Consider the following 20,556-nt stretch of genomic DNA (forward strand, 5'->3'; position numbering starts at 1 on the left):
CGGGTTACTGCCCCAATGCCTTGTTCACGCGCGCGGTGAACTGCGCCGGGGTCATGATCGACGCGTTGTCCCACTGGCCCTGGGCCTGCGGGCCGAACCCGTACACCGGTTCGAACATCTGCCAGACCAGCACCTGCGGCGGATTGGTGCGGAAGTCGTCGGACTCCAGGTACTCCAGCAGCATGATCCACGGGCCCACGTTGCCGGCCTTCCAGTTCACCGTGACCGGGCGGTCCAGCGCGTTGGAAAGCTTCTGCGGGAAACCGAAGTAGGCCTGCACCATGCTGTGCCCGGTCACGTGCACCGGTGCCTTGCCACTGTCGAGCAGGCCCTGCGATTCGGCGGCGCGGCGCACGGTGAAGGTTTCGCGGCCCACCGCGGCACGCTGTTCCGGTGGCAGGAACAGTTCGGCCAGGTCGCCATAGCGGCGCTCGCGGGTTTCCTTGCCCAGCGGCGTGCCCGTGCCGGGCTCGCCGGCCAGGTTCGGCACGGCCTGCTTGATGCGTGCCGCCAGCGCATCGGCGGTGGCATCGGCGGCGGCCTGGGTCCAGTGCTGGTCGCTGCGATAGAACACGTCGGTGCCGCCCGCGCGCACGCCGGCCAGCACTTTGCGCGCATCCAGTGCATCGACGCCGGCCTTCTGCAGCGAGCCAAGAATGGTGTCGTAGCGCTTTTCCACCGAAGCACTCACCACCTTGCCCGCGGGCAGGCGATCTTCGTAGAACAGCACCTTGTCGGGCAGCAGCAGCAGCTCCAGGCGCACGCCACGTGCGGCAAGGCGGGCCTTGGTTTCGGCGATCAGGCGGGTGGAGGCATCGACCGCCTGCATGTCCACCTCGCTCAAGCTGCCCCATGCAGGGAACAACCAGCCGTCCTTGCCGACCAGCACGATGGCCGAGTCGTCCTTGCTGGCGGCGGGCGGTGCGGCGGCGGGCGCCTGCGCCTGCGCGACACCGGTACCGGCCAGTGCGCACAGCACGGCCAGCAGCGGCAGACCGGCACGCAGGCGACGGCGGGGAGCGGTGGGGGTCAGCAAAGAATGCGTATCCATGTCGTTCATGCCTTTTCCAATGTCAGTAGTACAAGGTAGCGGTAGCGAACAGACCCTTGGCGCGCTGCGTATCGCCGCCGCCCAGGGCGAACCGGTACTGCACGGCCAGGTCCAGGTAGGACCGCGCCGCGTTGTAGTGGTCTTCGCGGAACCAGTAGCGCACGCCCACGCCGGGGCCGGCACCGAGCGACCAGCTGCGGTCGGTGTCGGACAGGTCGAACGATTGCGCGCCGATCAGCGGGTAGGTGATGCCGCGCACCTTGGAGCGCTGGTCGATCCAGTCCGCGCCGATCACCAGGTACGGGCTCAACACCCAGCGGGTCTGCTCGGCACCGAAGCGGTAGCTGCGGCCGGCGCGCAGTTCGGCGGCACCGAACCACTGCTGGCGACGCAGGCGACCGTCGGAGTCGGTCAGCCGCGCCACGATGTCGCCGTTGCTGTCGATCTGATCCACGGTGAAGCGCGCGCGGTTGTCATCCCAGGTAAAGCCGGCCTGGGCGTACCCACTGAGCGTCCACCACTGGTTGACGTCGGTGCGCACACCGGTGCCTTTGTAGAAGCCGTAGGTGAGGTAGGACATCCAGCCGCCGGCGTTGTCCTGCAGGCGGTAGCGGGCCGCGGTGGTCATCTGCAGCGGCTGGCTCGATTCGATCTGGATCCGGCACTGGATGGCGGCCGAATCCGGGTACACGCCGCCGTTGCGGGTGGCGGTGCCGAGGAACTGGCGGCGCTCGATGCCGGCGCTCAGGCCGGTCTGGCCGAAGGTGTAGCGCGCACCGAACGCACCGATGGTGGACGGCCACCCGGCGATCGACCGCGAGCGGCTGAGCCGCTCGGCGCGCGTGCGGGCATCCTCGCTGGGGATGCCGGTGCACGGGTCCACCGCCTGCAGCGATTCGAAGGTGCCGCCTTCGTCATACAGCGTGTTGGCCAGGCGCGCATACAGTTCCATCGTGCCGTGCTGGTTGTTGAGTTTCTGCGGCCGCCAGAACGCTTCGAGCGTGCCGAACACCGAGTCGCCGGGCGTGCTGATGGCTGCGCCGCCCAGGTTGGTGGCGGCCTGGCGCGCGCCGCGATAGCCCGCCGACAGCGTCATGCCCCATTCCCGCGAATAGTTGGCGATGGAGCTGCGCGTGTTGTAGCGCTGCGCGGCATCCAACGGCAGCGTGCCGGCGTCGGCGCTGTCGATCGCCCCGCGCAGCAGCGTCACCGCCTGCGGGTGCTGGCCGAGCGCCGCGTTGGAATAGGCCTGGTCCAGCACCACCGTGGGCGGTGCCTTGCCGGTTGCCTCGGCCGCCTGGAAATCGCCCAGTGCGCTGCGCGGATCACCCGCGCGCTGGTTGAGGTAGCCACGCTGCATCAGCAACCCGGCATCCTGCGGCGTGGTGGCCAGCGCGGTATCCAGGCGCTGGCGGGCTTCGGCCTGCTGGCTGCGGTCGCCGGCGGCCAGCGAGGTGGTGAGCAGCGACTGCAGTGGCGCGCTGTCCTGCGCCGCCTGCACGGCCTTGCGCGCCTCCTCGATGGCCTGCTGGTAGTCCTGCCGACCGTAGGCGGCATAGGCACGCTGGGCGGCGCCGCCCTCGCCCTGCAGGTCGGTGGGGGTCAGTTCGCATTGGGTGCCGTAGGGCGTTTCGCGGCACTGCTGGATCGGCGCGGGATAGCTGGTGTCGGTGAGCGCCACGCCCGGTCGCGCCGAGCGCATCGAACGGGTGCGCAGCGCCACCGCATCGGCGATGGCACGGCGTGTATCGGCATCTTCGTCGGTCAGTGGATCGGTGCGCAGCGGGGCCAGCAGGCGCTCGGCACGCTCACGGTCGCCGGCGGCCAGCGCCGCATCCACCGCCAGCAGACGCACGTTGCGTTGCTGCTGGCCATCCAGCCAATCCTGGGCCAGCACGCGGTCGAAGTCTGCATTGGCCTGCGCGCTGCGACCCAGCCGTTGCTGCAGGTAGCCGCGCATCACCAGCGCGTTGGTGTCTTCATTGTCCTGTTCAATCGCATCGGACGCGGCATCTACCGCCTCGGGCAACTGGTTGCTGAGCAGCAACGCGGTCATCAGCAGCAAGCGATGGCTGCCCGACTCCGGCGCCAGTTCCACCGCCTGGCGCGCGGGTGCCACGGCATCCTGCGGACGCAAGGCGATCAACGCCTGGTAGCCGGCCTGCGCCGGCACGACCGCCTGCTCGCGTTTGATCCGCAACTGCGCGGCAAGAATATCGGTGCGGTTCGGCGCGCCCAGCGACAGCGCGGTGGCCGCCGCCTGCTGCGCCTCGTCCAGCTTGCCGCCGGCCTCCAGCGAGGCCACCCACAGGATCGCCCAGGCACCCTGCTGCGGCTGCTGGCGGAAGGCCTGCTCGGCCTTGCTGGCGGCTTCTTCCATACGGTCGCTGTTGAACGCCTCGTAGGCCTGGGCCGCCAAGGGAAACGCGCGTTGATAGGCCAGCTCGGCCGCGGTCGGGCGGGCGGCGGTGGCACCACGCACGTTGGTGCCAGCGGCGGCGGCGGCACGCGGTGCAGCGGCGGCCAGCCCCGGCAGGGCCGGGTCGCTGATGCCATCGGCAAGTGCCCGTCGCGCCAGCGCGCGCGCCTCGTCGGTGCGGCCCAGTTTCTGCGCCGCGTAGATCTGCAGCAGGCGCAGGCGCGCCACGTCCGGCCGCAACCGCACCGCTTCGCTGGCGGTACGGTAGGCCTGTTGATAGTCGCCACGGTCGTAGGCACCGAAGGCCTGTTCGGCGATGCGGTACGCGTTGCCCGACAGCGGCAGCGATTCCTGCGCGTGCACGCTGGCACTGCCCAGGCCGATCAGACTCAGCGCGATCACGCTGGAAAGCAGGGTGGTTCTCATGCCTTCAGCTCTCCGGTGGCGCTGTATTGGGGTTGGCCCGAGCGGCGGTGCTGCTCGCGCACTGCTTCGGCAATCGCCGCTTCGGTGGCGACACCGTGCTTGACCAGGTAGTCGCCGATGCGGCCGTCGCGCTGCGGCTTGTATTCGTCCAGCACGCGCTCGAACTGGTCGCGTGCGATCAGCCGCATCTCCACCAGCAGGTCGCCCAGTAGCGGCACGGCGTCGATGCGGTAGGTTTCACCGCTGATCAGGCGCAGGCCCGCATTGATTTCGCTCTCGCGCGCGATCGACTGCGTCAGTCCGGTGGCATGCACATCGTGCAGCAACTGGGCCTGCTCGGCCTCGCTGAGCGGGTTGGCCACCGCGATCGACAAGGTATCGGCGGTGCTGCCCGGCAGCGGCAACAGGCGCCACTGCACGCAGGCTTCGACCGAGAGCGGGAACTGTCCGGCCTGCAGGTAGTCGACGTCGATCACCGCGCGGGCCAGGTCGCCCTGGAAGGCGATCGCCTCGGCCAGGGTTTCATCGTCCAACCAGCCCTGCGACACCAGGATGCGGCCCAGCGGCTGCTGGCGCCCGCCCTGCTGTTGCTGCAGCGCCTGCTCCAGCCGCTCCGGCTCCACGGCCTGCCAGGTGGTGAGCAGTTCGCCCAGGCGCTTGCGGGTCTGCACCAGCTGCGAGGCACTGGGGAAATCGTGCATGGTCTTGTCCCACACCATGCGCTTGCCGAACAGCAGGTACAGCAGGAACATCCGCCACGCGCGCGCGGTGGCCATGAAGTTGATCATGTTGCCGACCACCATGCGCGGGATCGACATCAACGCGTGTTCCCAGCCGTACAGCTTGTTGACGAAGTAGAAGCGCTGCACCACGCGGGTGGCCAGCGCGGCGGTGGTGATCAGCGCCACGTTCATCTGCCAGGTGCCGGCCTGGAAAATGGTCGGGAACTGGGTGGTCCATACCCCGGTCACGTTCAACAGCCAGAACAGCAGCAGCTGCAGGAAGATGATGTAGGCGATGATGCTGATGAACGAGGTGACGATGCCCTTGCGGTCGCGCGCCAGCAGGTACTTGGTGGCCAGCGAACCGCGCCAGCCCAGCGTCTCCCAGCTCTGCAGGCCGATACCCAGCACCCAGCGCGCTTTCTGCCGGTAGGAGGCGCGGAAGTTGTCGGGGAAATATTCGCGCACGCACAGCGCCATCGACTGGGTGCTCTCGCGCACCGGTCCCCACCCGAACCACGACGGCCGGCGCACGCGGAACTGCACCGGGAAGCGGGCGAAGATCGAATGCATGCCCATCGCCGCCAGCCGCGCACCCACGTCGTAGTCTTCGGTGAGGCTGTCGGTGTTGAACGGCTGGTTGTCGGTGGCCTCACTCAGCGCCAGCAGCGCCTTGCGCGAGAAGCAGGTGCCGACGCCGGCCGAGGGCACCATGCCGGACACGCTTTCGCGCACCACCAGGTCCTTGGCATGCCATTCGGCGAACTCGTCCATGTACACGCCGGCGATCAGCTCGTACCACTCGCGGTCCAGCGAGGTGACCGGCAGCTGGATCATGTCCTTGCGCGGCAGCAGGTAGTTGAAGAAGCGCAGCTCCATCGGGTGCAGCACGTCTTCGCTGTCGTGCAGGATCACCCCGGCAAATTCGATGTCGTGGCGCTTCTCGTAGTCGAAGATCGACAGGATCAGCCAGTTCAGGCAGTCGGCCTTGCTGGTCGGGCCGGCATGCGGCACTTCCACGCGGCGCAGGCGCTTGTAGCGCCGCCGCATGCGCTCCACTTCGGCGATGGTCTCGGCGTCGTTGGGATAGGTGCCGACAAAGACGATGTACTCGCGGTAGTCGAGCACATCGATCATGTTCTCCACCATCTGCGCGATCACGTCGTACTCGGCCCAGGCCGGCACCATGATCGCCAGTGGTTGTTCCGGACGCTGCAGCAGGTCCTGCTGGGTCAGCGGGCGGTATTCGCGGCGCTTCTTGACGGTCAGGGTGCGCCAGCTTTCGCGCACCCAGTACCAGATGTCGATGAACAGGTCGTCGAGGCTGGAGATCAGGATCAGCACGGCGACCGCCGCTGCCACTGTTTCCAGGGCAGCGTAGTAGTTGGCCAGCTGGATGTTCCAGAACAGACCGTCCACGGCCGGTCAGTGACCGTTGCTTGCGGACGTGCGGCGACGACGGACCTGGGTTACACGGGCCGCCAACAGCGCGAACACCACCAGCCCGACCAGGACCAGCAACCACACCATGTGCTGTTGCCACCAGGGCTGCGGATTGCCGCTCTCGGCCAGGCGCGCGCCATAGGGGTCGTGGCTGTCGAAATCGCTGACCACGCCGCTGCCGTCGAGCACGGCCAGGTCGCCGCGCAACAGACGGAACGGCTGGTCCAGCGCCGGGCCCTGCGCGCCGAGGTCGTTGTAGAGCACGCCGGTATGGCCGCCCCCGTCCACCACCTGCACGGCTGCGGCACGGTCCAGGCCGGCCAGGTCGAGCAGCGGCTGGGTGGCACCGTTGACCACCAGGCGGCCGTCCTTCAGACCCGCCGGCGTGACCCCGGAGGGGGCCAGTGCGAAGGCCAGGTAAGGCCGCCCCGGGCTGATCGCGGTACCGGCAGCGACCACCTTCAGTTCGGCCGCCTGCGGCGACACGCCGACCGCACTGGCGATGGCGATCACCTTGGCCAGCGACGCCGGGGCGTCCTGCAGCCAGCTGGCCGGCACGAACACCTCATTGGCGTGGGCCAGCTGGCTGGCGGCACCGACGAAGTCGGCGTCCAGGGTGCGCTTGGCCAGCGTCAGGTGGCTGCTGGGCAGGATCGATACCGGGAACGCGGTGGCCGGGTCATGGCAGTACGGACGCGCCGGCTGGCGCAGGAAGCTGATGCGCACCTCGTTGCGTGCGGCCAGCGCGTAGGCCGGCACCTTGGCCACCAGCCGCTGCGGCTTGCCGTCGGCGGCGAGCACCTTGGCGCCCAGCAGGTAATCGTTGAAGTAGAGGCTGGCCACCGCGCCCTGCCCGGCCGCGTTGGGTGCGGCGGACACATCGACCACTACCTGGTCGGGCAGGCGGCCGTCGGCCGACAGCGCACCGAGCGCGAAGCTGGCGGTGCGATCGCCGCGGGTCACGATGTCCAGGGTGCCGGCGATATTGCCCAGGCGACTGAGCAGGACCGCGTTGTCGCCCACCGGTGCCGGGCTGGCTTCGGCCACCTGCAGGGTGTGGCCCAGTGCATAGGCGCGCCACTGTTCACTGAGCAGGCCGGCCACCTTGGCGCCGGCGTTGGCCGCCACCACCAGGGTCGGGCGCCCGGCCACGGCGGCGACGCTGACCGACGCGGTGCCGGTGCCCTTTTCCAGCGCGGCCATGTCGCTGCCCCGCCAGGCGGTGAAGGCGCTGGCGGCATCGCCGCCACTGGCACCGACCTCGGTGGCCAGTGCATCCAGGGCGGCGCGCACGCCGGCACGCAGCGGGTCGGTACTGATCGCCACGTCGATGGCCAACGGACCACTGTCGCGCAGCGACAGCAGCGCCCCGACTTCGGCCAGGCTGGCAATGCGATGCTGGGTGCCGCCTGCGGCCAGGGCCGCGTACGCCGGCACGCCCTGCAGGCTGGCCGGAATGGTGATGCCGGTGAGGTCCACCGTGCTGCCCACCGCCGGCAGTGCCACCACGTCCACCTGCTTGCCGCCGTTGCGCAGCGCCGCGCCCACCCGCCACGCGGCGTCGTAGGCCGGCGCCTGCAGCGTCTTGCCATCCACCAGCACGCGCACGCGCGTCGGCAGTGCGCCCCAGGCCTTGGCCACGGTGTTCACTGCACGCCCGTCGAAGCGGTAGCTGAAACGCGAGTCCGGCGACAGCCGCAGCACGTTGGCCGGCGCGCTCTGGTCGGCGCAGCGGTAGTCGGACACCACCGACCACCAGCCCACGGCCACGCGGACGAAGCCGTTGTCACGCGGCAGGCCATCGATGGCCAGCAGCTGGCTGGCATCGCCCTGCGCGTCGGTGATCGACCGCGCCGCGACTGGGTCGCCGTCGACCGACCACAGCCCCGAACTGCGCCCGGTATGACCGCGTACGTAGCGGCCATCCAGCTGCAACTGCGCGTCGCGGGTAGGCACGCCGGCCGGGACCGGCAGGTAGATTTCGCGCTGGCTTTCCTGGCCGCTGAGGGTCAACGGCTGGCGGAAGCCCAGCTCACGCAGCGTCATGCTGCGCGTCACGGTGGCATCGGCTGCCCACTCGGTGAACTGCCCGGCCGCGGTGTCGGCGGCGTAGGCAGAACCAAGGGGGAGTGCCAGGACCAGGGCCAGCGGTAATACCTGGGGAAAACGAGCGGTACTACGGTTGGTCGGGGTCATGGCGTCACTTCGGAAAGGGAGGATTGGGACAGCGGCGCCGCATGGGCGGCCACGAACTCGTCGAACGGTTCACCGCGCAGCGCGGCAACGATCCGCGCCGAGGCGCGTCCATCGCCGTACGGGCTGGCATCGGCGATGAAGTGCGCCGCCACCCGCGGTCCGTTGCAGGCGTCGTGCACGGCGGCCACGATCCGCGCCGGGTCGGTGCCCACCAGGCGCACCACGCCGGCCTGCACCGCTTCGGGGCGCTCGGTGACATCGCGCATCACCAGGACCGGGCGGCCCAGCGCCGGGGCTTCTTCCTGCACGCCGCCGGAGTCGGTCAGCACCACATGCGCGCGCTGCATCAGGCGCACGAAGCTGAGGTAATCCTGCGGTGGAATCAGGTGCACGTTGTCCAGCCCGCCCAGATGGGCATGCACCGGCCCCTGCACGTTCGGGTTGAGGTGCACCGGGTACACGATCTGCAGGTCGTCGCGCAGGGCCAGCTCGGCCAGCGCGCGGCAGATGTTCTCGAAGCCGCCGCCGAAGTTCTCGCGGCGGTGGCCGGTGACCAGCAGCAGCTTGCGCTGGCTTTCCAGGAACGGGAAATGCGCATCGATCGAGGTGCGCAGCGTCGCGTCCTGGTCGATGCGTTCGACGGTCTGTTTGAGCGCGTCGATGACGGTGTTGCCGGTCACGCTGATGCGCCCGGCCAGGTTTTCCTGTTCCAGGTTGTAGCGCGAACTGTTGGTGGGGGCGAACAGATGATCGGCGACCACGTCGATCACGCGGCGGTTCATCTCTTCGGGCCACGGCTGCTGCAGGTCGCCGGTGCGCAGCCCGGCTTCCACGTGCGCTACCGGAATGCGGCGGTGGAAGGCGGCCAGCGCCGCGGTCATCGCCGTGCTGGTATCGCCGTGCACCAGCACCCGGTCGGGCTGTATCTGTTCGTAGAGCGCGTCGAGTTTGGCGAACAGACGGGAACACAGCCCGTTGAGGGTCTGGTTGGCGACCATGACATCGAGGTCGTGATCGGGGTGGATGTCGAACAGCGACATCACCTGGTCAAGCATCGCCCGGTGTTGGCCGGTGATGCAGACAAGGGACTCGATGCCCGGCGCGGCATGCAGCGCGCGGACCAGCGGTCCCATCTTGATGGCTTCAGGCCGCGTACCAAAAACAGATAGAACCTTCACCCGACTGCTCCCTGTGATGACCAACGACTGTGACTTCCATCACGCAAATCGTAGGCCAAGTGCGGCGAGCTAGCCAGTGCAACGTGATGGACATCACATTTCCCCGGAAAAGTGACGCTGTGCGTCACTTATTGCCCCGGAGCACGGCTCATTGTGGCGCTTTTGTCCGTGTCACCCGGGTGAAAGCTCGAACACCTGGCGCAGGTAGGCCAGGTAGCCGGGGTCATCGCACATGCTCTTGCCCGGCGAATCGCTGAGCTTGGCCACCGGCTGGCCGTTGCAGCGGACCATCTTGATGACGATGTTGAGCGGGGTCGGCCCCAGGTCGTTGGTGAGGTGCGTGCCGACGCCGAAGGCGACCTGGCAGCGGCCACGGAAGTAGTCGAACAGCTGCATCACCTTCTCGATGTTCAAGCCATCGCTGAAGACCAGCACCTTGCTGCGCGGGTCCACGCGGCGGTCCTTGAAGTGCGCGAGCATGCGGTCGCCCCAGGCGAAGGGATCGCCGGAGTCGTGGCGCACGCCATCGAACAGCTTGCAGAAGTACATGTCGAAGTCGCGCAGGAACGCGTCCAGCCCGACCACGTCGGAGAGCGCAATGCCGAGATCGCCGCGGTATTCGCGCGCCCACGATTCCAGCGCGGCCACCTGCGAATCGCGCAGGCGCGGGCCCAGTGCCTGGAACGCCTGCAGGTACTCGTGGGCCATGGTGCCGTGCGGGGTCATGCCGTACAGGCGGGCGAAATGCACGTTGCTGGTGCCCACGAACTGCGCGCCCAGCGCGTCGCGCATCATCGGCAGCATGCGCGCATGCCATTCACGCGAGTAGCGGCGGCGGCTGCCGTAGTCGGCGATGCGGCACAGCTCGAAGCCGGGCGTGTCGCGCAGCAGCGCGGTCTTGGCCTGCAGGCGGCGCTCGCCTTCGGCGAAATCGGCGGTGGTGGTGTTGCGGAACCACACCTCGTTGATGATCGCCAGCAGCGGCACTTCAAACAGGATGGTGTGCAGCCAGGGGCCGGTGATGTCCAGCTCGATCTCGCCGGGCACGCTGGCCGACGGCTGCAGCCGGATGTACTTGCGGTCCAGGTGGAACAGGCCGAGGAAATCGGCGAAGTCCGCTTTGACGAAGCGCAGGCCGCGCATGTACTCCAGCTCTTCGGTGCTGAAGCGGAGCTGGCACAGGTGGTCGATCTCGGCGTTGATCTGGTCGATGTAGCTGGCCAGGTCGATGCCGGGGGTGCGGCACTTGAACCGGTACTGGACCTGGGCGCCGGGATGCTGATGCAGCACCGCCTGCATCATGGTGAACTTGTACAGGTCGGTGTCGAGCAGGGACTGGATGATCATGCGGCGATTATGCGCCTGCGTGGATGTACCCACCAACGGTGGGTACCTACCGGGATGCGGCGATTATGCGCCTGCGTGGATGTACCCACCAACGGTGGGTACCTACCGGGTGCGGCGATCAGACGCCTGCGTGGATGTACCCACCAACGGTGGGTACCTACCGGGATGCGTGCCCACGGTGGGCCATTACCGCGCGCGCAGCAGCCGTGGAATCTGCACGACCGCGTGGGCCCAGATCGCGGCGAACACCGCGCCCTGTACCGGCAGGCTGCGCTGGTCGGCTTCGAACTTGCGGAAGTAGCGCCACAGACCACGGTGCTTGTGCCATTCCACGAAGAACGGCCGCGAGCGGCTGGACACCCCGCGCACGTGCACCGCCTGCAGGTCGTTGGCGATCGCCACCAGCGCGCCGGCTTGGCGCACGCGACGGCACAGGTCGAGGTCTTCGGCGTGCAGCCGGTAACCGGCATCCCAGCCGCCGATACGGTCGAACAGGGTGCGCGGCATCAGCAACAACGCCCCCGACAGCGCCGGCACCGGCTGCAGCGGCAGGCTGTGGTCCACCGGGATCGCCAGCTTGGCGCCCTGCCCCGGCGAGCGCAGCATGGCCCCGAAGTCCGGATCACGACGGCGCACTGCCGGATCGGGCTGGCCCTGCTCGTCGACCTGTTCCATGCCCAGCAGGCAATCGCCGATGGCCATGCCGCGTTCGCACAGCGCGGCCAGGGTGCCCGGCTCGACCAGCAGGTCGGGGTTGATGAAGGCCAGCCACGGTGCGCGGCTGTCGGCCACGCCCTGGTTGTTGGCGGCCGCGAAACCGGGGTTGTCCGGGTTGGCGATGAAACGCACGCGCGGGTCGGCGGTGGCGTGGCGTTGCACGATATCCAGGGTGGCATCGGTGGACCCGTTGTCGACCACCCGGATCTCGACCACGCCGTCGGCCCCGCGCAGCTTGGCCAGACAGGCATCCAGCGTGCTCGCGCTCTGGTAGCTGACAACGATCGCGGCGATGGCAATGCTCACACGGGTCACTCCGGAAGGGATGCAGGCGGCGGGGCGAACAAGTCGCCCTGCGAACGCGGCATTATCGCCTGCCGGTGCAGCTGCTGCAGGGTTTCACGGGTGCTGCGCAGCGGGTCGGCCATCAGGAACGCGGCCAGGCGGGGCTGCCAGCCCGGCCAGCGGGTGCCCAACGCGTCCATGTCGCCGTCGAACGCAGTGGCTTCGCCGGCGCGCGCCACGAAGGCGGTTTCGCACAGCGCATTGCGCCAGCCCAGCCCGGCCATGCGCAGGCTCAGGTCAACCAGCGCGGCATTCCACGAGCCGTAGCTGTGCATGTCCAGGCCACCGGCCTTGCGCCGGGCGTTGGCCCGCAGCAGTACCGCGTGGGTCACCGCCGAGGGTAGTTCAGGATGCATCGGCGGCAACCCGGCGCAGGCCTGGGCCATTGCATAGAGGTCGGCCGGTACCGGGTCGATCTCGCCCAGCCGTGGCCAGGCCGCGGTTTCACCGGCGTTGCACCACGGCGTGGCCGAGCCGATCGACGGGTCACGCGCGAAACAGGCATCCAGCTGCTGCAGCCAGCCCGGCGCGGGAATGGCGTCGGGCGCCAGCACCACCACGTCGGCGCCTGCGCAGGCACGCAACATCTCATCCAGGTGGGCCACCTCGCCGATGCTGCGCGCGCGCCGGGTGTACTCGGCACGCAGCCGGGTGTGGGCCAGCCAGTGCTCGATCACCGGCTGCACGCGCGGGCCGGCCTGGCCGTCGTCGGCCAGCCATACCGCGGTGTCGGCCGGCGTGCCGGCGTCCAGTGCGCCCAGGCAAAGATCCAGGGCGGTGTCATCGACCCCGATCGGCAGCAGCACGATCGTCCCCATCGGTCCCCCTGTCTGCGGCACGCGTGGCCGCAGCGTAGCTCAGTTCTTCGGCTTCGGGTGGTTCGGGAACGGCTCCATGGCACGGAAGCGGTTGCTGTACTCGTCGGTGAGGTTGCGCGATTCCTGCGCGTTGCGGACGATGGTCGGGGTCAGCAGCACGATCACTTCCGAACGACCGGTGTTCTGGGTCTTCCTGCCGAACAGGGCGCCCAGCACCGGGATCTTGCTCAGACCCGGAACGCCGTTGGAGCCATCTTCGTCGGAGTTGGTGATCAACCCGGCCAGCATGATGGTGTCCCCGCTCTGCACGGCCGCTTCGGTGGAAATCTTGCGCGTGTTGATCGGCGGGTTGCAGGTGGTCTTGGTCGGATCGCAGCCGGCCGGAATGGCACCGGCCGAGCTGACTTCCTGCACGATGTCCAGGAACACCACGCCATCGCGGGTGATGCGCGGGCGCACCTTGAGGATCACGCCGGTGTCCAGGTACTGCACCTGGCTGTAGGTGTTGTCGCCGCCGGTGCCGGTGTTGACCGACACCGAGTTGATCGGGATCTGGGTGCCCACGTTGAGCGTGGCTTCGGCGTTGTTGCGCACGAACAGCGACGGGGTCTGCAGCAGGCGCAGGTTGCTGACCTTGTCCAGCGCCGTCACCACCGCCGCCGCGTTCTTGCCGAGGAAGGTCCAGCCCACCCCGCCATCGCCGACCGCGCCGGAAATGCTGCCCCAGATCGAACGCCCCAGCGCGCTGGGCAGGTCGATGCCGCTTTCGGTCTTGCCGGTGGCCACGGCCTGCTCGAAGAACCAGTTCACGCCGTAGCTGAGGTCGCCGGTCAGCGACACTTCGGCCACCTGCGCTTCGATGTGGACCTGCATCGGCATCACGTCGAGCTTTTCAATCACCTCGCGGATCGACCGCCAGGCTTGCGGGGTGGAGCGCACCAGCAGCGTGTTGGTTTCTTCCACCGCCGAGATACCCACGGTGTCGCCCTGCACTTCCAGGCTGAAACTGGCGTTGCCGCTCTGCCGCTGCGGCAGGCTCAGGGTGCCCTCGCCCAGCCCGCCGCGGCCACTGCCGCTGCCGGACCCGGTGTTGAGCGAGGTGCTGTTGGTGGCGTTGTCGCGGCCGCCCAGGTCCATCTGGGTGGCGCCCGGTGCAAGTGAACCGCTGCTGCCGCGCCCACCGCGGCTGTTCTCGTTGGCAAAGGCTTCGGCGAGGCGCTCGGCCAGGTCCTTGGCCTTGACGTAACGCAGCTCGTAGGAGAACAACCGTGCGCTGCCACCGGCGGTGTCGATGCGCTCCAGCCACTGTTGGATCTGGTCGAGATACCGCGCCTGCGGGGTGATCACCAGCACGGCATTGGCGTTCTCCAGCGGCAGGAAGCGGAACATGCCGGCGCTGGGCGTCTTGCTTTCCTCACCGAACACTTTCTCCAGGTCAGCGGCGACCTGTTCGGCCTTGCCGGTCTGGATCGGGAACACGCCCACCGACATGCCCGACAACCAGTCGACGTCGAAGATCTCCACCGTGCGCAGGTAGTTTTCCAGTTCGCTGCGGGTGCCGCCCAGGGTAATGACGTTGCGCCCACTGTCGACGTTGACGATGGCATTGGGGCGCGCGTACGGCTCCAGCACCTTCTTCATTTCGGTGGCCGAGATGTACTGCAGCGGGATCACGCGCACCTCGAAGCCGCGCGCGTTGGCCGCCGGGGCGGTGCTCGGCGCGACGGTGCCGGCCAGTGCCTGGTCGGCGGCGACGATGTTGTAGCGGCCACCGCTGTAGACCATGCGCGCGTTGTTCCAGCCCAGCACCATCTCCAGCAGGTTCAGCGCCTGCGCCGACGACACCGGCTTGGGCGTGGCCAGGGTGACGGTGCCCTGCACGCCGGGGGCGATGACGTAGTTCTGGCCGAGCATGTCGCCCAGGATCGCCTTGACCACCGCGTGTACCGATTCCCCTTCGAAGTTGAAGGTGGCCGTGCCATTGCCGGCCTGCCCCAGCGACGGTGCCGCGGCAGCCGCCGCGCTGCGGTTGATCATGGTGCCGGTGCCGCGGCGGATCACCGGCTGCGGTGCACCGGTGGCTTCCAGCGGTTCGGCATTCACGCCGTCACGGGAGCCGTCCCCGGCGACCACCTGGTGGCTGTCGAGCACGGCGTTGCGGCGCACTTCCGGTGCAGGCACCGTGGCGCAGCCGACCAGCACGCTGGCAAGCAGGGACAGGGAGAAGAGACGCGGTGAAAAAAGGCGCAGTGTCATGCTGTCACTCTAAGGGTTCTGGCCGGAGCCGCCCGCGGGCGGTCGCTGCGATTGTTGTTGTTGCTGCAGTTGCTGGCGGCGCGCCTGGATGCGCGCACGGATGGCCTGCATCTGTGCATCACTGGGGCCTTGGGCCGGGGTAGTGGGCGCGGCGGGTGCCGGCGGTGCCGGTGCCGACGGGGTGGCTACCTGCACCGGCCGCACGGGCTGGCCGGGCGGCGGCGGCGACGGCAACGGCATCACCCCGGCGCCGGCCGGCGGCACCGCGCCATTGACCGGGTTGCCCAGCACGGTCGGCGGCTCGCCGCCCTGCCCGTTGAACACGGTCAGTTCCAGCACCTGGGTGCCGCCGGGGCCACTGACCGTGGCGCTGCGCGGTTCCAGTGCCAGCAGCTGCCAGCCGTTGACCGGGTCGCCGTTGAGGCGCAGGCGCAGCGACTGCTTCTGGTCGGTGGTGAGGATGGCCATGCTGAATTCGGACGTGAGCAACACCCCGGTCAGGCTGACCGCACTGGACGCGCCCGGCTCGCTGCCACCAAGCAGGTACGGACGCGGCCGGCGGTCTTCGGCGAACAACGGGCGCGCGCCGATCTGGGCGTAGGCTTCGGCCGACCCGATGCGCTCCGGCGAGGCCGCCGGCAGCACCGGCAGCGGCGACGCGGTGCGGTCGCCCTCGGCGGCCACCGGGAGGTGGCTGCCCAGCCCGAACAGGCTGGCGATCCAGATCGCGGCGGCCCATGCCATTACGGTGGCCAGCCACCAGCTGCGCAGGGAGGTGAGCTCAATCTTCATGGCCGGTCTCCGCAGCATCGGCAGCCGCATCGTCGGCACTGGTCGCAGTTGCGGCTGCATCCACGCCGGCCTGCGCTGCATACGCGGCTGCGTTGGCGCTCGCGTCTGTCCGGGCGTCGGCGTCGGCCTGGGCGTTGGCGGCGGCTTGGGCATCGGCCGGCACGGGTCCGGCCGGGGTCAGGCCGCTGCCATCGGCCGGCAGCGCGGCACCGGCCGGCGCCGGCGCGACCGGATCCGAGGCGCCCCCGGGCTGGAGATAGCCCACCAGTTCGAAGGACACGTCCAACCCGGTGCCGGTTTCATTCGGCGATTGCTGGAAGCGCTGTGCGAGCAGGTTGAGGTTGTTGACGAACAGGCGCGGGCTGCCGGTTTCCAGGGTGTAGAGCACGGCGGCCATTTCCGGTATGCCACAGCGCAACCGTACCTGCAGCGCCACCTTCGGGAACACGGCATCGGCGCTGGTGTCCTGCAGTGGCGAGCGGTTGCTGATGGTGCAGCTGCGGTTGCCGGGGCTGGCCGATGCCACGGCGTCCTGCAGGCGCGAGGACAACGCTGCGGCGGCCGACTCGGCGGTGGCCTCTCGCAGGAAACCGGGCCGGCCCGCCAGGGCGGCCTGTGCCTGCTGCAGCCCCCGCGCGACGGCGCCGCGCTGCTGCAGCTGCGCCTGCACGCGCTGATCGCGCTCCTGCAGGTCGCTGATGTCGGTATTGATGGCCAGCAGTGGCCGGGTGAACCACGGGTGCACCAGCACCAGGTAGGCCAGCGCGATCACCGCCAGCAGCAACGCCAGCGCCAGCCAGCGGTCACGGCGTGTGGTCGGCATTGCCATCGGCACCCTCCGCGACAGGTGCAGCGGCGGGCGCTGCAGGGGTGGCACCGGGCAACGGCTGAAGTTCGGCGGTCAGCGTGAAGCGGTCGCGGCCGGCCGCGCCACCATCGGCCTGCAGCACGCCGGTCAGGTTGACCTTGCGCCACAGCGGCGAGTCCTGCAGCAGCGGCACCAGTTGCGACGCCTCGCGGCTCAGCCCGATCAACTGCAGGGAATCGCCTTCCACCGACAGCTTTTCCAGGTAGGTGCCATCGGGCAGCAACCGGGTCAGTTCATTCCACAGCTCCACGGTGCTGGCATGGGCCATGCGTTTCTGTTCGAGGAAGGCCGCACCTTCGACCAGTGTCTGCAGGTGCTGGCGCTCGGCGGCCACCTGACGCGCATCGCGTGCGGCCGCGTTGACCTGCTCGGCCAGCGCATCGGCCGCGGCCTGGCGGTTGTCCAGGATCTGCTGGCCGGCCAAGGCCAGCAGCACCAGCGCCGCCAGCCCCATCAGCAGGTTCCAGCGGCGCATCGGATCGCGCTGGGCCTGCCGCTGGTCCAGCGGCAGCAGGTTCACCCCCAGCGGCTGGCCCTCGGCATCGGCAATATCCACGCCGGCCAGGCCCTGCGCCCACGGCCCCACCTGCTGCGCCCACTGCTCCAGCGCCTGGCGTGGCATCACCACCAGTTCCACCTGCAGCTGGCCGTCATCCAGCGCGCCCAATTCGCGCACGTCGAAGCTGACCTGCGCCGGTTCAAACGGGGTCTGGCGGTCGATCTCGAACCCCACCACGTCGCGCAGGCGGCTGGCGGCCGCGGCCGGCAGGCGCAGCGGGCGCCGCAGTGCGGCCGCGGCCGGCAGCAGCCAATGCCGCGGCAGCGTGCGCAGGCGCGCATCCAGGCGCTGCTCCAGTGCAGCCGGGGTGTGTGGCCAGGGCAGTTCCAGCACCCGCTCGGTACGCAGGCCGCCATCGCGCAGCACGTGCAGCTGGTCGCCCTGCTGCTGCAGCAACAGCCGCGAGCGCGACCAGCCCAGCGCCCACTGCCAACGCTCGGGCAACCACGCCAGCAACGAACGCCGCCACCAGCGCAGGCCATTGACCACGCCCGGCGCCATCTGCCCCTGTGCCCGCACCAGAGTGTCCCGCCATGCCGTCATCGTGCTGCCATTCCCTGTTCCCAACGAAGGACTGTGTAAGTGGTTCCCGGCGTGCCGGCGGTCCCCGTCCGCACCACGCCCCGCAGAACCGATACCTTGCCGCGTTCATCCATTGCGCGGCTCTCGATACTATAGGTGCCGCTGCCACTGGCAAGCGCCGCACCGCCCACTTTCGCATCTTCACCGGCCTGGGCCCGTTCGCGTTCGGCAAGCAGCCGCGGAGCATCCAGCCCCAGTGCGGTCAACACCGGACCGGCCGCGAAACGCGGATCCGGACGCGACTGCCGACTGTACAGGGTCAGCATCGGCTCCAGCTGTTCATACAGCGTGGCATCCATGCCGAGCACGCGCTGCAGTTCGCCGAGCGTCTCGAAGCGGTTGTTGCGCGGACCATACGGCAGGCCGGCGGCCACATAGTCGGGCAGTTCGGCGCCGCCGCCGGGCTGCTTGAGGCTGTCGGCATCGCGCCAGTCGACGATCGCGCCAGCCAGCGGGCCGGCACGTTCGGGCGCCACGCCCATCGCCGCGAGGAACGCGCGCAGCAACGTGGCGTCGGCCAGGTTCAGGTTGATCTTGCCGTTCTCGTCGACGATCCGCAGGTCGATCCGGCGCTGGTCGAATTCCCAGCGATAGCGGCGGCCATCGGCCACCCACGGTGGTCGGGTCGCACTGGGCTGCAGCCGGTACAACGCGTACTCCAGCCCCGCACGTGCGTGCTCCTGGCCGATGGCGTCGTCGTTGATGACACGCTGCTGCATGTGTTCGATGCGGGCGCTCAGCGCGAACGCGCCGACCACCGCGGTAAGCAGCGCGATCAGCCACAGCACCAGTACCAGCGCGGCGCCGCGCGCGCGCCTCATGGGCGCGCTCCGCGGGACTGCTGTGCCAAGGCCACCACCATGGGCGGCCATGCCGGGCCCTGGCGTGGGGTGACGCTGATGGATACCAGGCTGGGCAGGCGGCGGGTGTCGTCCCAGCGGTCCTGCCACTCCCCCAGTTGACCGTTGCGTGGGTCGATGCCGCGATACCGGAAGGTCACCGCGCGCAGCGCATCGGCCAGCGCCTCGGGCGGGCGCGGCGGTGTCTCTTCGATGCGCTCGCCGTTCTGCACCAGGGTCAGCGCCAGGTCCAGGCGCTGCGCGTCGCCGCTGCCCCGCACCTGCAGTTCGTGTACATACGGGCCACCGCGGCCGAGGTAGCCGGGCAGATCGGACACGAACAGCATGTGCTGCGGCTCGCCAAGGAAGTACACCGGTTCGCGGGTGGGGTCCGGGGGCGTGGTGGCGGTCAGCATGGCCATCGACAGGCGCCGCCGCAGGAAACCTTCCACCGCCCGCATGCGCTCGTTGTGCGCGGCCATCTGTTCGCCGCGCTGGCTGATGGCCAGCGCCGAACGCACGGTGGCAAACGCCAGGGCCAGCCCACCGACCAGCAACGCGGTGGCCAGCAGCACTTCGATCAGGGTGAAGCCGCGCGCCGCACGGCTCATCGCGGCGTCCCCGGGTCGGCGGGCAGCAGGCGCAGGCTGCGCCATTGCATGCGGTCGGCGTCGGTATCACCCCAGGACACCTGCAGGGTCAGCTGCGCCAGGCGCGGACCGGCCACGGTGTCGGCCACCGGCAACGTGTCGGTGCGCGGCTCCTGGTACGGCGCCACCTGCAGCTGCCAGCGGTAGCGTCCGTCTTCCCATTCCCCGCTGCGCTCGCCGTCCTGCAACGGCTCGACCACGCCGGTGACGGCCAGCAGCGATTGCGCATGCAGCACCGCGCGGCTGCGCAGGTCGGCCTGCTTGATCTGCCGCGAGGCCCCGGACAGGCTGCCCAGCAACAACGTCAGCGCCAGTGCCAGCACCGCGAAGGCCACGATCACCTCAAGCAGCGAGTAGCCGCGCTGGTGTTTCATGGGCCCTCCCGCCGTGGGCCCGAGCGTACGTCGCCGGTAATCCAGCCCACGTCGATGTGCCAGACCGCGTCGCGCACCTGCAGGTCGATGCTGCCGCCGCTGGAGGCGCCATCGGGGTAGAACGCGATGGCGCCCTGGCCGGCAGCGGTGGCCACTTCGCGCGCGCCGCGGAAGCGCACCTCCAGGCTGGGCGGCACCGTGCCGTGGCGACCGTTGGCGGCCTGCCAGGTGCGTGCCTGCGGGTCGATCAGGAAGCGCTGCCGCTCACCGGTGGCGATGGCCTGGGTGCGGGTGTAGCGCAGCTGGCTGGCCAGTTCCTTGCCGGCATTGCGCAGCCGCATGCCGTCGATGCCGCCGTTCATCGCCGTGGCGGTGACCGCCCCGATGATGGCGATCAGCGCCACCACCAGCAGCATTTCCAGCAACGACAGCCCGGCCACCCGGCGCGGGGAACGCGGCGGGCGGCGGGGCATGGGCAGGCGTGGCAGGGCGATGACCAGCAAGCGGACTTACTCGTACTTGATGTCGGCGTCGTAGCTGCTGCCACCCACCTTGCCATCCTTGCCCAGGCTGATCAGGTCGAACGGCTGGCCTTCGCCGGGTGCGCGGTATTCCAGCGGGTGGCCCCACGGGTCGTTGAGTTCGGCCGGCTTGGCATACGGGCCCAGCCAGCCGCTGGTGCCGCCGGGCTGGGTAACCAGGTCATCAAGCTTGGCCGGCAGCTTGCCGGTATCCAGCTGGTAGTTTTCCACCTTGCCGGCCACGGTCTGGACCTGCGATTTGGCGATGTTGGCCTTGCCGCGGTCGGCACCGCCCAGCACGCGGCTGCCCACCAGCGTCAGCACCGCGCCGATCAGCACGATCACGATGATGATTTCCAACAGGCTCATGCCGGCCTGGCGGCGCGGCGAGGTGAAGCGGATCAGGCGGCGTTGCATGCGGCAGGCTCCTTGCAGGGTTCAGGGGAATGCGAA

General features: G+C 69.3%; 16 protein-coding genes and 1 pseudogene. All 17 read right to left on the minus strand.

All coding sequences use genetic code 11. The features are described from left to right. Positions 1-4: 4 nt before the first annotated feature. A complete protein-coding gene (locus tag AC6CHL_RS17610) occupies positions 5-1,051 on the minus strand; it encodes an alginate O-acetyltransferase AlgX-related protein (RefSeq protein ID WP_038692517.1) in 1,047 nt (348 codons plus the stop codon). 22 nt (positions 1,052-1,073) lie between these two features. Next, complete coding sequence (locus AC6CHL_RS17615) at positions 1,074-3,896, minus strand: NfrA family protein (RefSeq protein WP_498295554.1); 2,823 nt, start codon at positions 3,894-3,896, stop codon at positions 1,074-1,076. Further along, entirely contained in the window at positions 3,893-6,037 is a 2,145-nt protein-coding gene (locus AC6CHL_RS17620; RefSeq protein WP_448132988.1) for a glycosyl transferase family protein, read from the minus strand. The genes AC6CHL_RS17615 and AC6CHL_RS17620 overlap by 4 nt, the downstream gene beginning before the upstream one ends. A 6-nt stretch (positions 6,038-6,043) precedes the next feature. Then, a complete protein-coding gene (locus AC6CHL_RS17625; RefSeq protein WP_498295556.1) occupies positions 6,044-8,257 on the minus strand; it encodes a hypothetical protein in 2,214 nt (737 codons plus the stop codon). Continuing rightward, the gene (wecB, locus tag AC6CHL_RS17630; protein ID WP_498295558.1) at positions 8,254-9,435 is read right to left on the minus strand and encodes a non-hydrolyzing UDP-N-acetylglucosamine 2-epimerase; all 1,182 of its coding nucleotides are present in this window, start codon (positions 9,433-9,435) and stop codon (positions 8,254-8,256) included. Before wecB ends, AC6CHL_RS17625 begins: the two co-directional genes overlap by 4 nt. 171 nt (positions 9,436-9,606) lie before the next feature. After that, positions 9,607-10,782 carry a nicotinate phosphoribosyltransferase gene (gene pncB, locus AC6CHL_RS17635; protein ID WP_447591849.1) on the minus strand — a complete coding sequence of 392 codons (1,176 nt, stop codon included), beginning with the start codon at positions 10,780-10,782 and terminating at the stop codon, positions 9,607-9,609. Positions 10,783-10,968: 186 nt separating this feature from the next. Continuing rightward, positions 10,969-11,805, minus strand: a complete 837-nt coding sequence (locus AC6CHL_RS17640; protein WP_498295560.1) for a glycosyltransferase family 2 protein — start codon at positions 11,803-11,805, stop codon at positions 10,969-10,971. Between the two features lie 5 nt (positions 11,806-11,810). Next, on the minus strand, positions 11,811-12,662 hold the full coding sequence (locus tag AC6CHL_RS17645; protein WP_038690548.1) for a glycosyltransferase family 2 protein: 852 nt from the start codon (positions 12,660-12,662) through the stop codon (positions 11,811-11,813). 39 nt (positions 12,663-12,701) lie between these two features. Then, positions 12,702-14,918 carry a type II secretion system secretin GspD gene (gene gspD, locus AC6CHL_RS17650; RefSeq protein WP_498295562.1) on the minus strand — a complete coding sequence of 739 codons (2,217 nt, stop codon included), beginning with the start codon at positions 14,916-14,918 and terminating at the stop codon, positions 12,702-12,704. Between the two features lie 9 nt (positions 14,919-14,927). Next, entirely contained in the window at positions 14,928-15,710 is a 783-nt protein-coding gene (locus AC6CHL_RS17655) for a type II secretion system protein, XpsN-like (protein ID WP_498295564.1), read from the minus strand. 202 nt (positions 15,711-15,912) lie between these two features. Further along, positions 15,913-16,539, minus strand: a pseudogene (gene gspM, locus AC6CHL_RS17660) (type II secretion system protein GspM); the annotation flags it as partial. Beyond that, positions 16,514-17,680: a PilN domain-containing protein gene (locus tag AC6CHL_RS17665; protein ID WP_448132982.1), complete on the minus strand. Its 1,167-nt coding sequence runs from the start codon at positions 17,678-17,680 to the stop codon at positions 16,514-16,516. The gene AC6CHL_RS17665 and the pseudogene gspM, both read right to left, overlap by 26 nt. Next, positions 17,677-18,540 carry a type II secretion system minor pseudopilin gene (locus tag AC6CHL_RS17670; protein ID WP_498295566.1) on the minus strand — a complete coding sequence of 288 codons (864 nt, stop codon included), beginning with the start codon at positions 18,538-18,540 and terminating at the stop codon, positions 17,677-17,679. Before AC6CHL_RS17670 ends, AC6CHL_RS17665 begins: the two co-directional genes overlap by 4 nt. Continuing rightward, positions 18,537-19,169, minus strand: a complete 633-nt coding sequence (locus tag AC6CHL_RS17675) for a type II secretion system protein J (RefSeq protein ID WP_038690556.1) — start codon at positions 19,167-19,169, stop codon at positions 18,537-18,539. Before AC6CHL_RS17675 ends, AC6CHL_RS17670 begins: the two co-directional genes overlap by 4 nt. Beyond that, entirely contained in the window at positions 19,166-19,582 is a 417-nt protein-coding gene (gene xpsI / locus AC6CHL_RS17680) for a type II secretion system protein XpsI (protein ID WP_498295568.1), read from the minus strand. Before xpsI ends, AC6CHL_RS17675 begins: the two co-directional genes overlap by 4 nt. Further along, positions 19,579-20,055 carry a type II secretion system protein XpsH gene (gene xpsH, locus AC6CHL_RS17685; protein ID WP_137191088.1) on the minus strand — a complete coding sequence of 159 codons (477 nt, stop codon included), beginning with the start codon at positions 20,053-20,055 and terminating at the stop codon, positions 19,579-19,581. Before xpsH ends, xpsI begins: the two co-directional genes overlap by 4 nt. 36 nt (positions 20,056-20,091) lie before the next feature. Beyond that, positions 20,092-20,520 carry a type II secretion system major pseudopilin GspG gene (gene gspG, locus AC6CHL_RS17690; protein ID WP_038690559.1) on the minus strand — a complete coding sequence of 143 codons (429 nt, stop codon included), beginning with the start codon at positions 20,518-20,520 and terminating at the stop codon, positions 20,092-20,094. Between the last annotated feature and the right edge of the window lie 36 nt (positions 20,521-20,556).

This window comes from Stenotrophomonas sp. GQ19, assembly GCF_059758695.1.

Bases quoted from the DNA above. Each gene is read 5' to 3' on its own strand.
- AC6CHL_RS17610 (WP_038692517.1), bottom strand. From the start codon at position 1,051: ATGGATACGCATTCTTTGCTGACCCCCACCGCTCCCCGCCGTCGCCTG.
- AC6CHL_RS17615 (WP_498295554.1), bottom strand. From the start codon at position 3,896: ATGAGAACCACCCTGCTTTCCAGCGTGATCGCGCTGAGTCTGATCGGC.
- AC6CHL_RS17625 (WP_498295556.1), bottom strand. From the start codon at position 8,257: ATGACCCCGACCAACCGTAGTACCGCTCGTTTTCCCCAGGTATTACCG.
- pncB (WP_447591849.1), bottom strand. From the start codon at position 10,782: ATGATCATCCAGTCCCTGCTCGACACCGACCTGTACAAGTTCACCATG.
- AC6CHL_RS17645 (WP_038690548.1), bottom strand. From the start codon at position 12,662: ATGGGGACGATCGTGCTGCTGCCGATCGGGGTCGATGACACCGCCCTG.
- gspD (WP_498295562.1), bottom strand. From the start codon at position 14,918: ATGACACTGCGCCTTTTTTCACCGCGTCTCTTCTCCCTGTCCCTGCTT.
- AC6CHL_RS17655 (WP_498295564.1), bottom strand. From the start codon at position 15,710: ATGAAGATTGAGCTCACCTCCCTGCGCAGCTGGTGGCTGGCCACCGTA.
- AC6CHL_RS17665 (WP_448132982.1), bottom strand. From the start codon at position 17,680: ATGACGGCATGGCGGGACACTCTGGTGCGGGCACAGGGGCAGATGGCG.
- AC6CHL_RS17670 (WP_498295566.1), bottom strand. From the start codon at position 18,540: ATGAGGCGCGCGCGCGGCGCCGCGCTGGTACTGGTGCTGTGGCTGATC.
- AC6CHL_RS17675 (WP_038690556.1), bottom strand. From the start codon at position 19,169: ATGAGCCGTGCGGCGCGCGGCTTCACCCTGATCGAAGTGCTGCTGGCC.
- xpsI (WP_498295568.1), bottom strand. From the start codon at position 19,582: ATGAAACACCAGCGCGGCTACTCGCTGCTTGAGGTGATCGTGGCCTTC.
- xpsH (WP_137191088.1), bottom strand. From the start codon at position 20,055: ATGCCCCGCCGCCCGCCGCGTTCCCCGCGCCGGGTGGCCGGGCTGTCG.
- gspG (WP_038690559.1), bottom strand. From the start codon at position 20,520: ATGCAACGCCGCCTGATCCGCTTCACCTCGCCGCGCCGCCAGGCCGGC.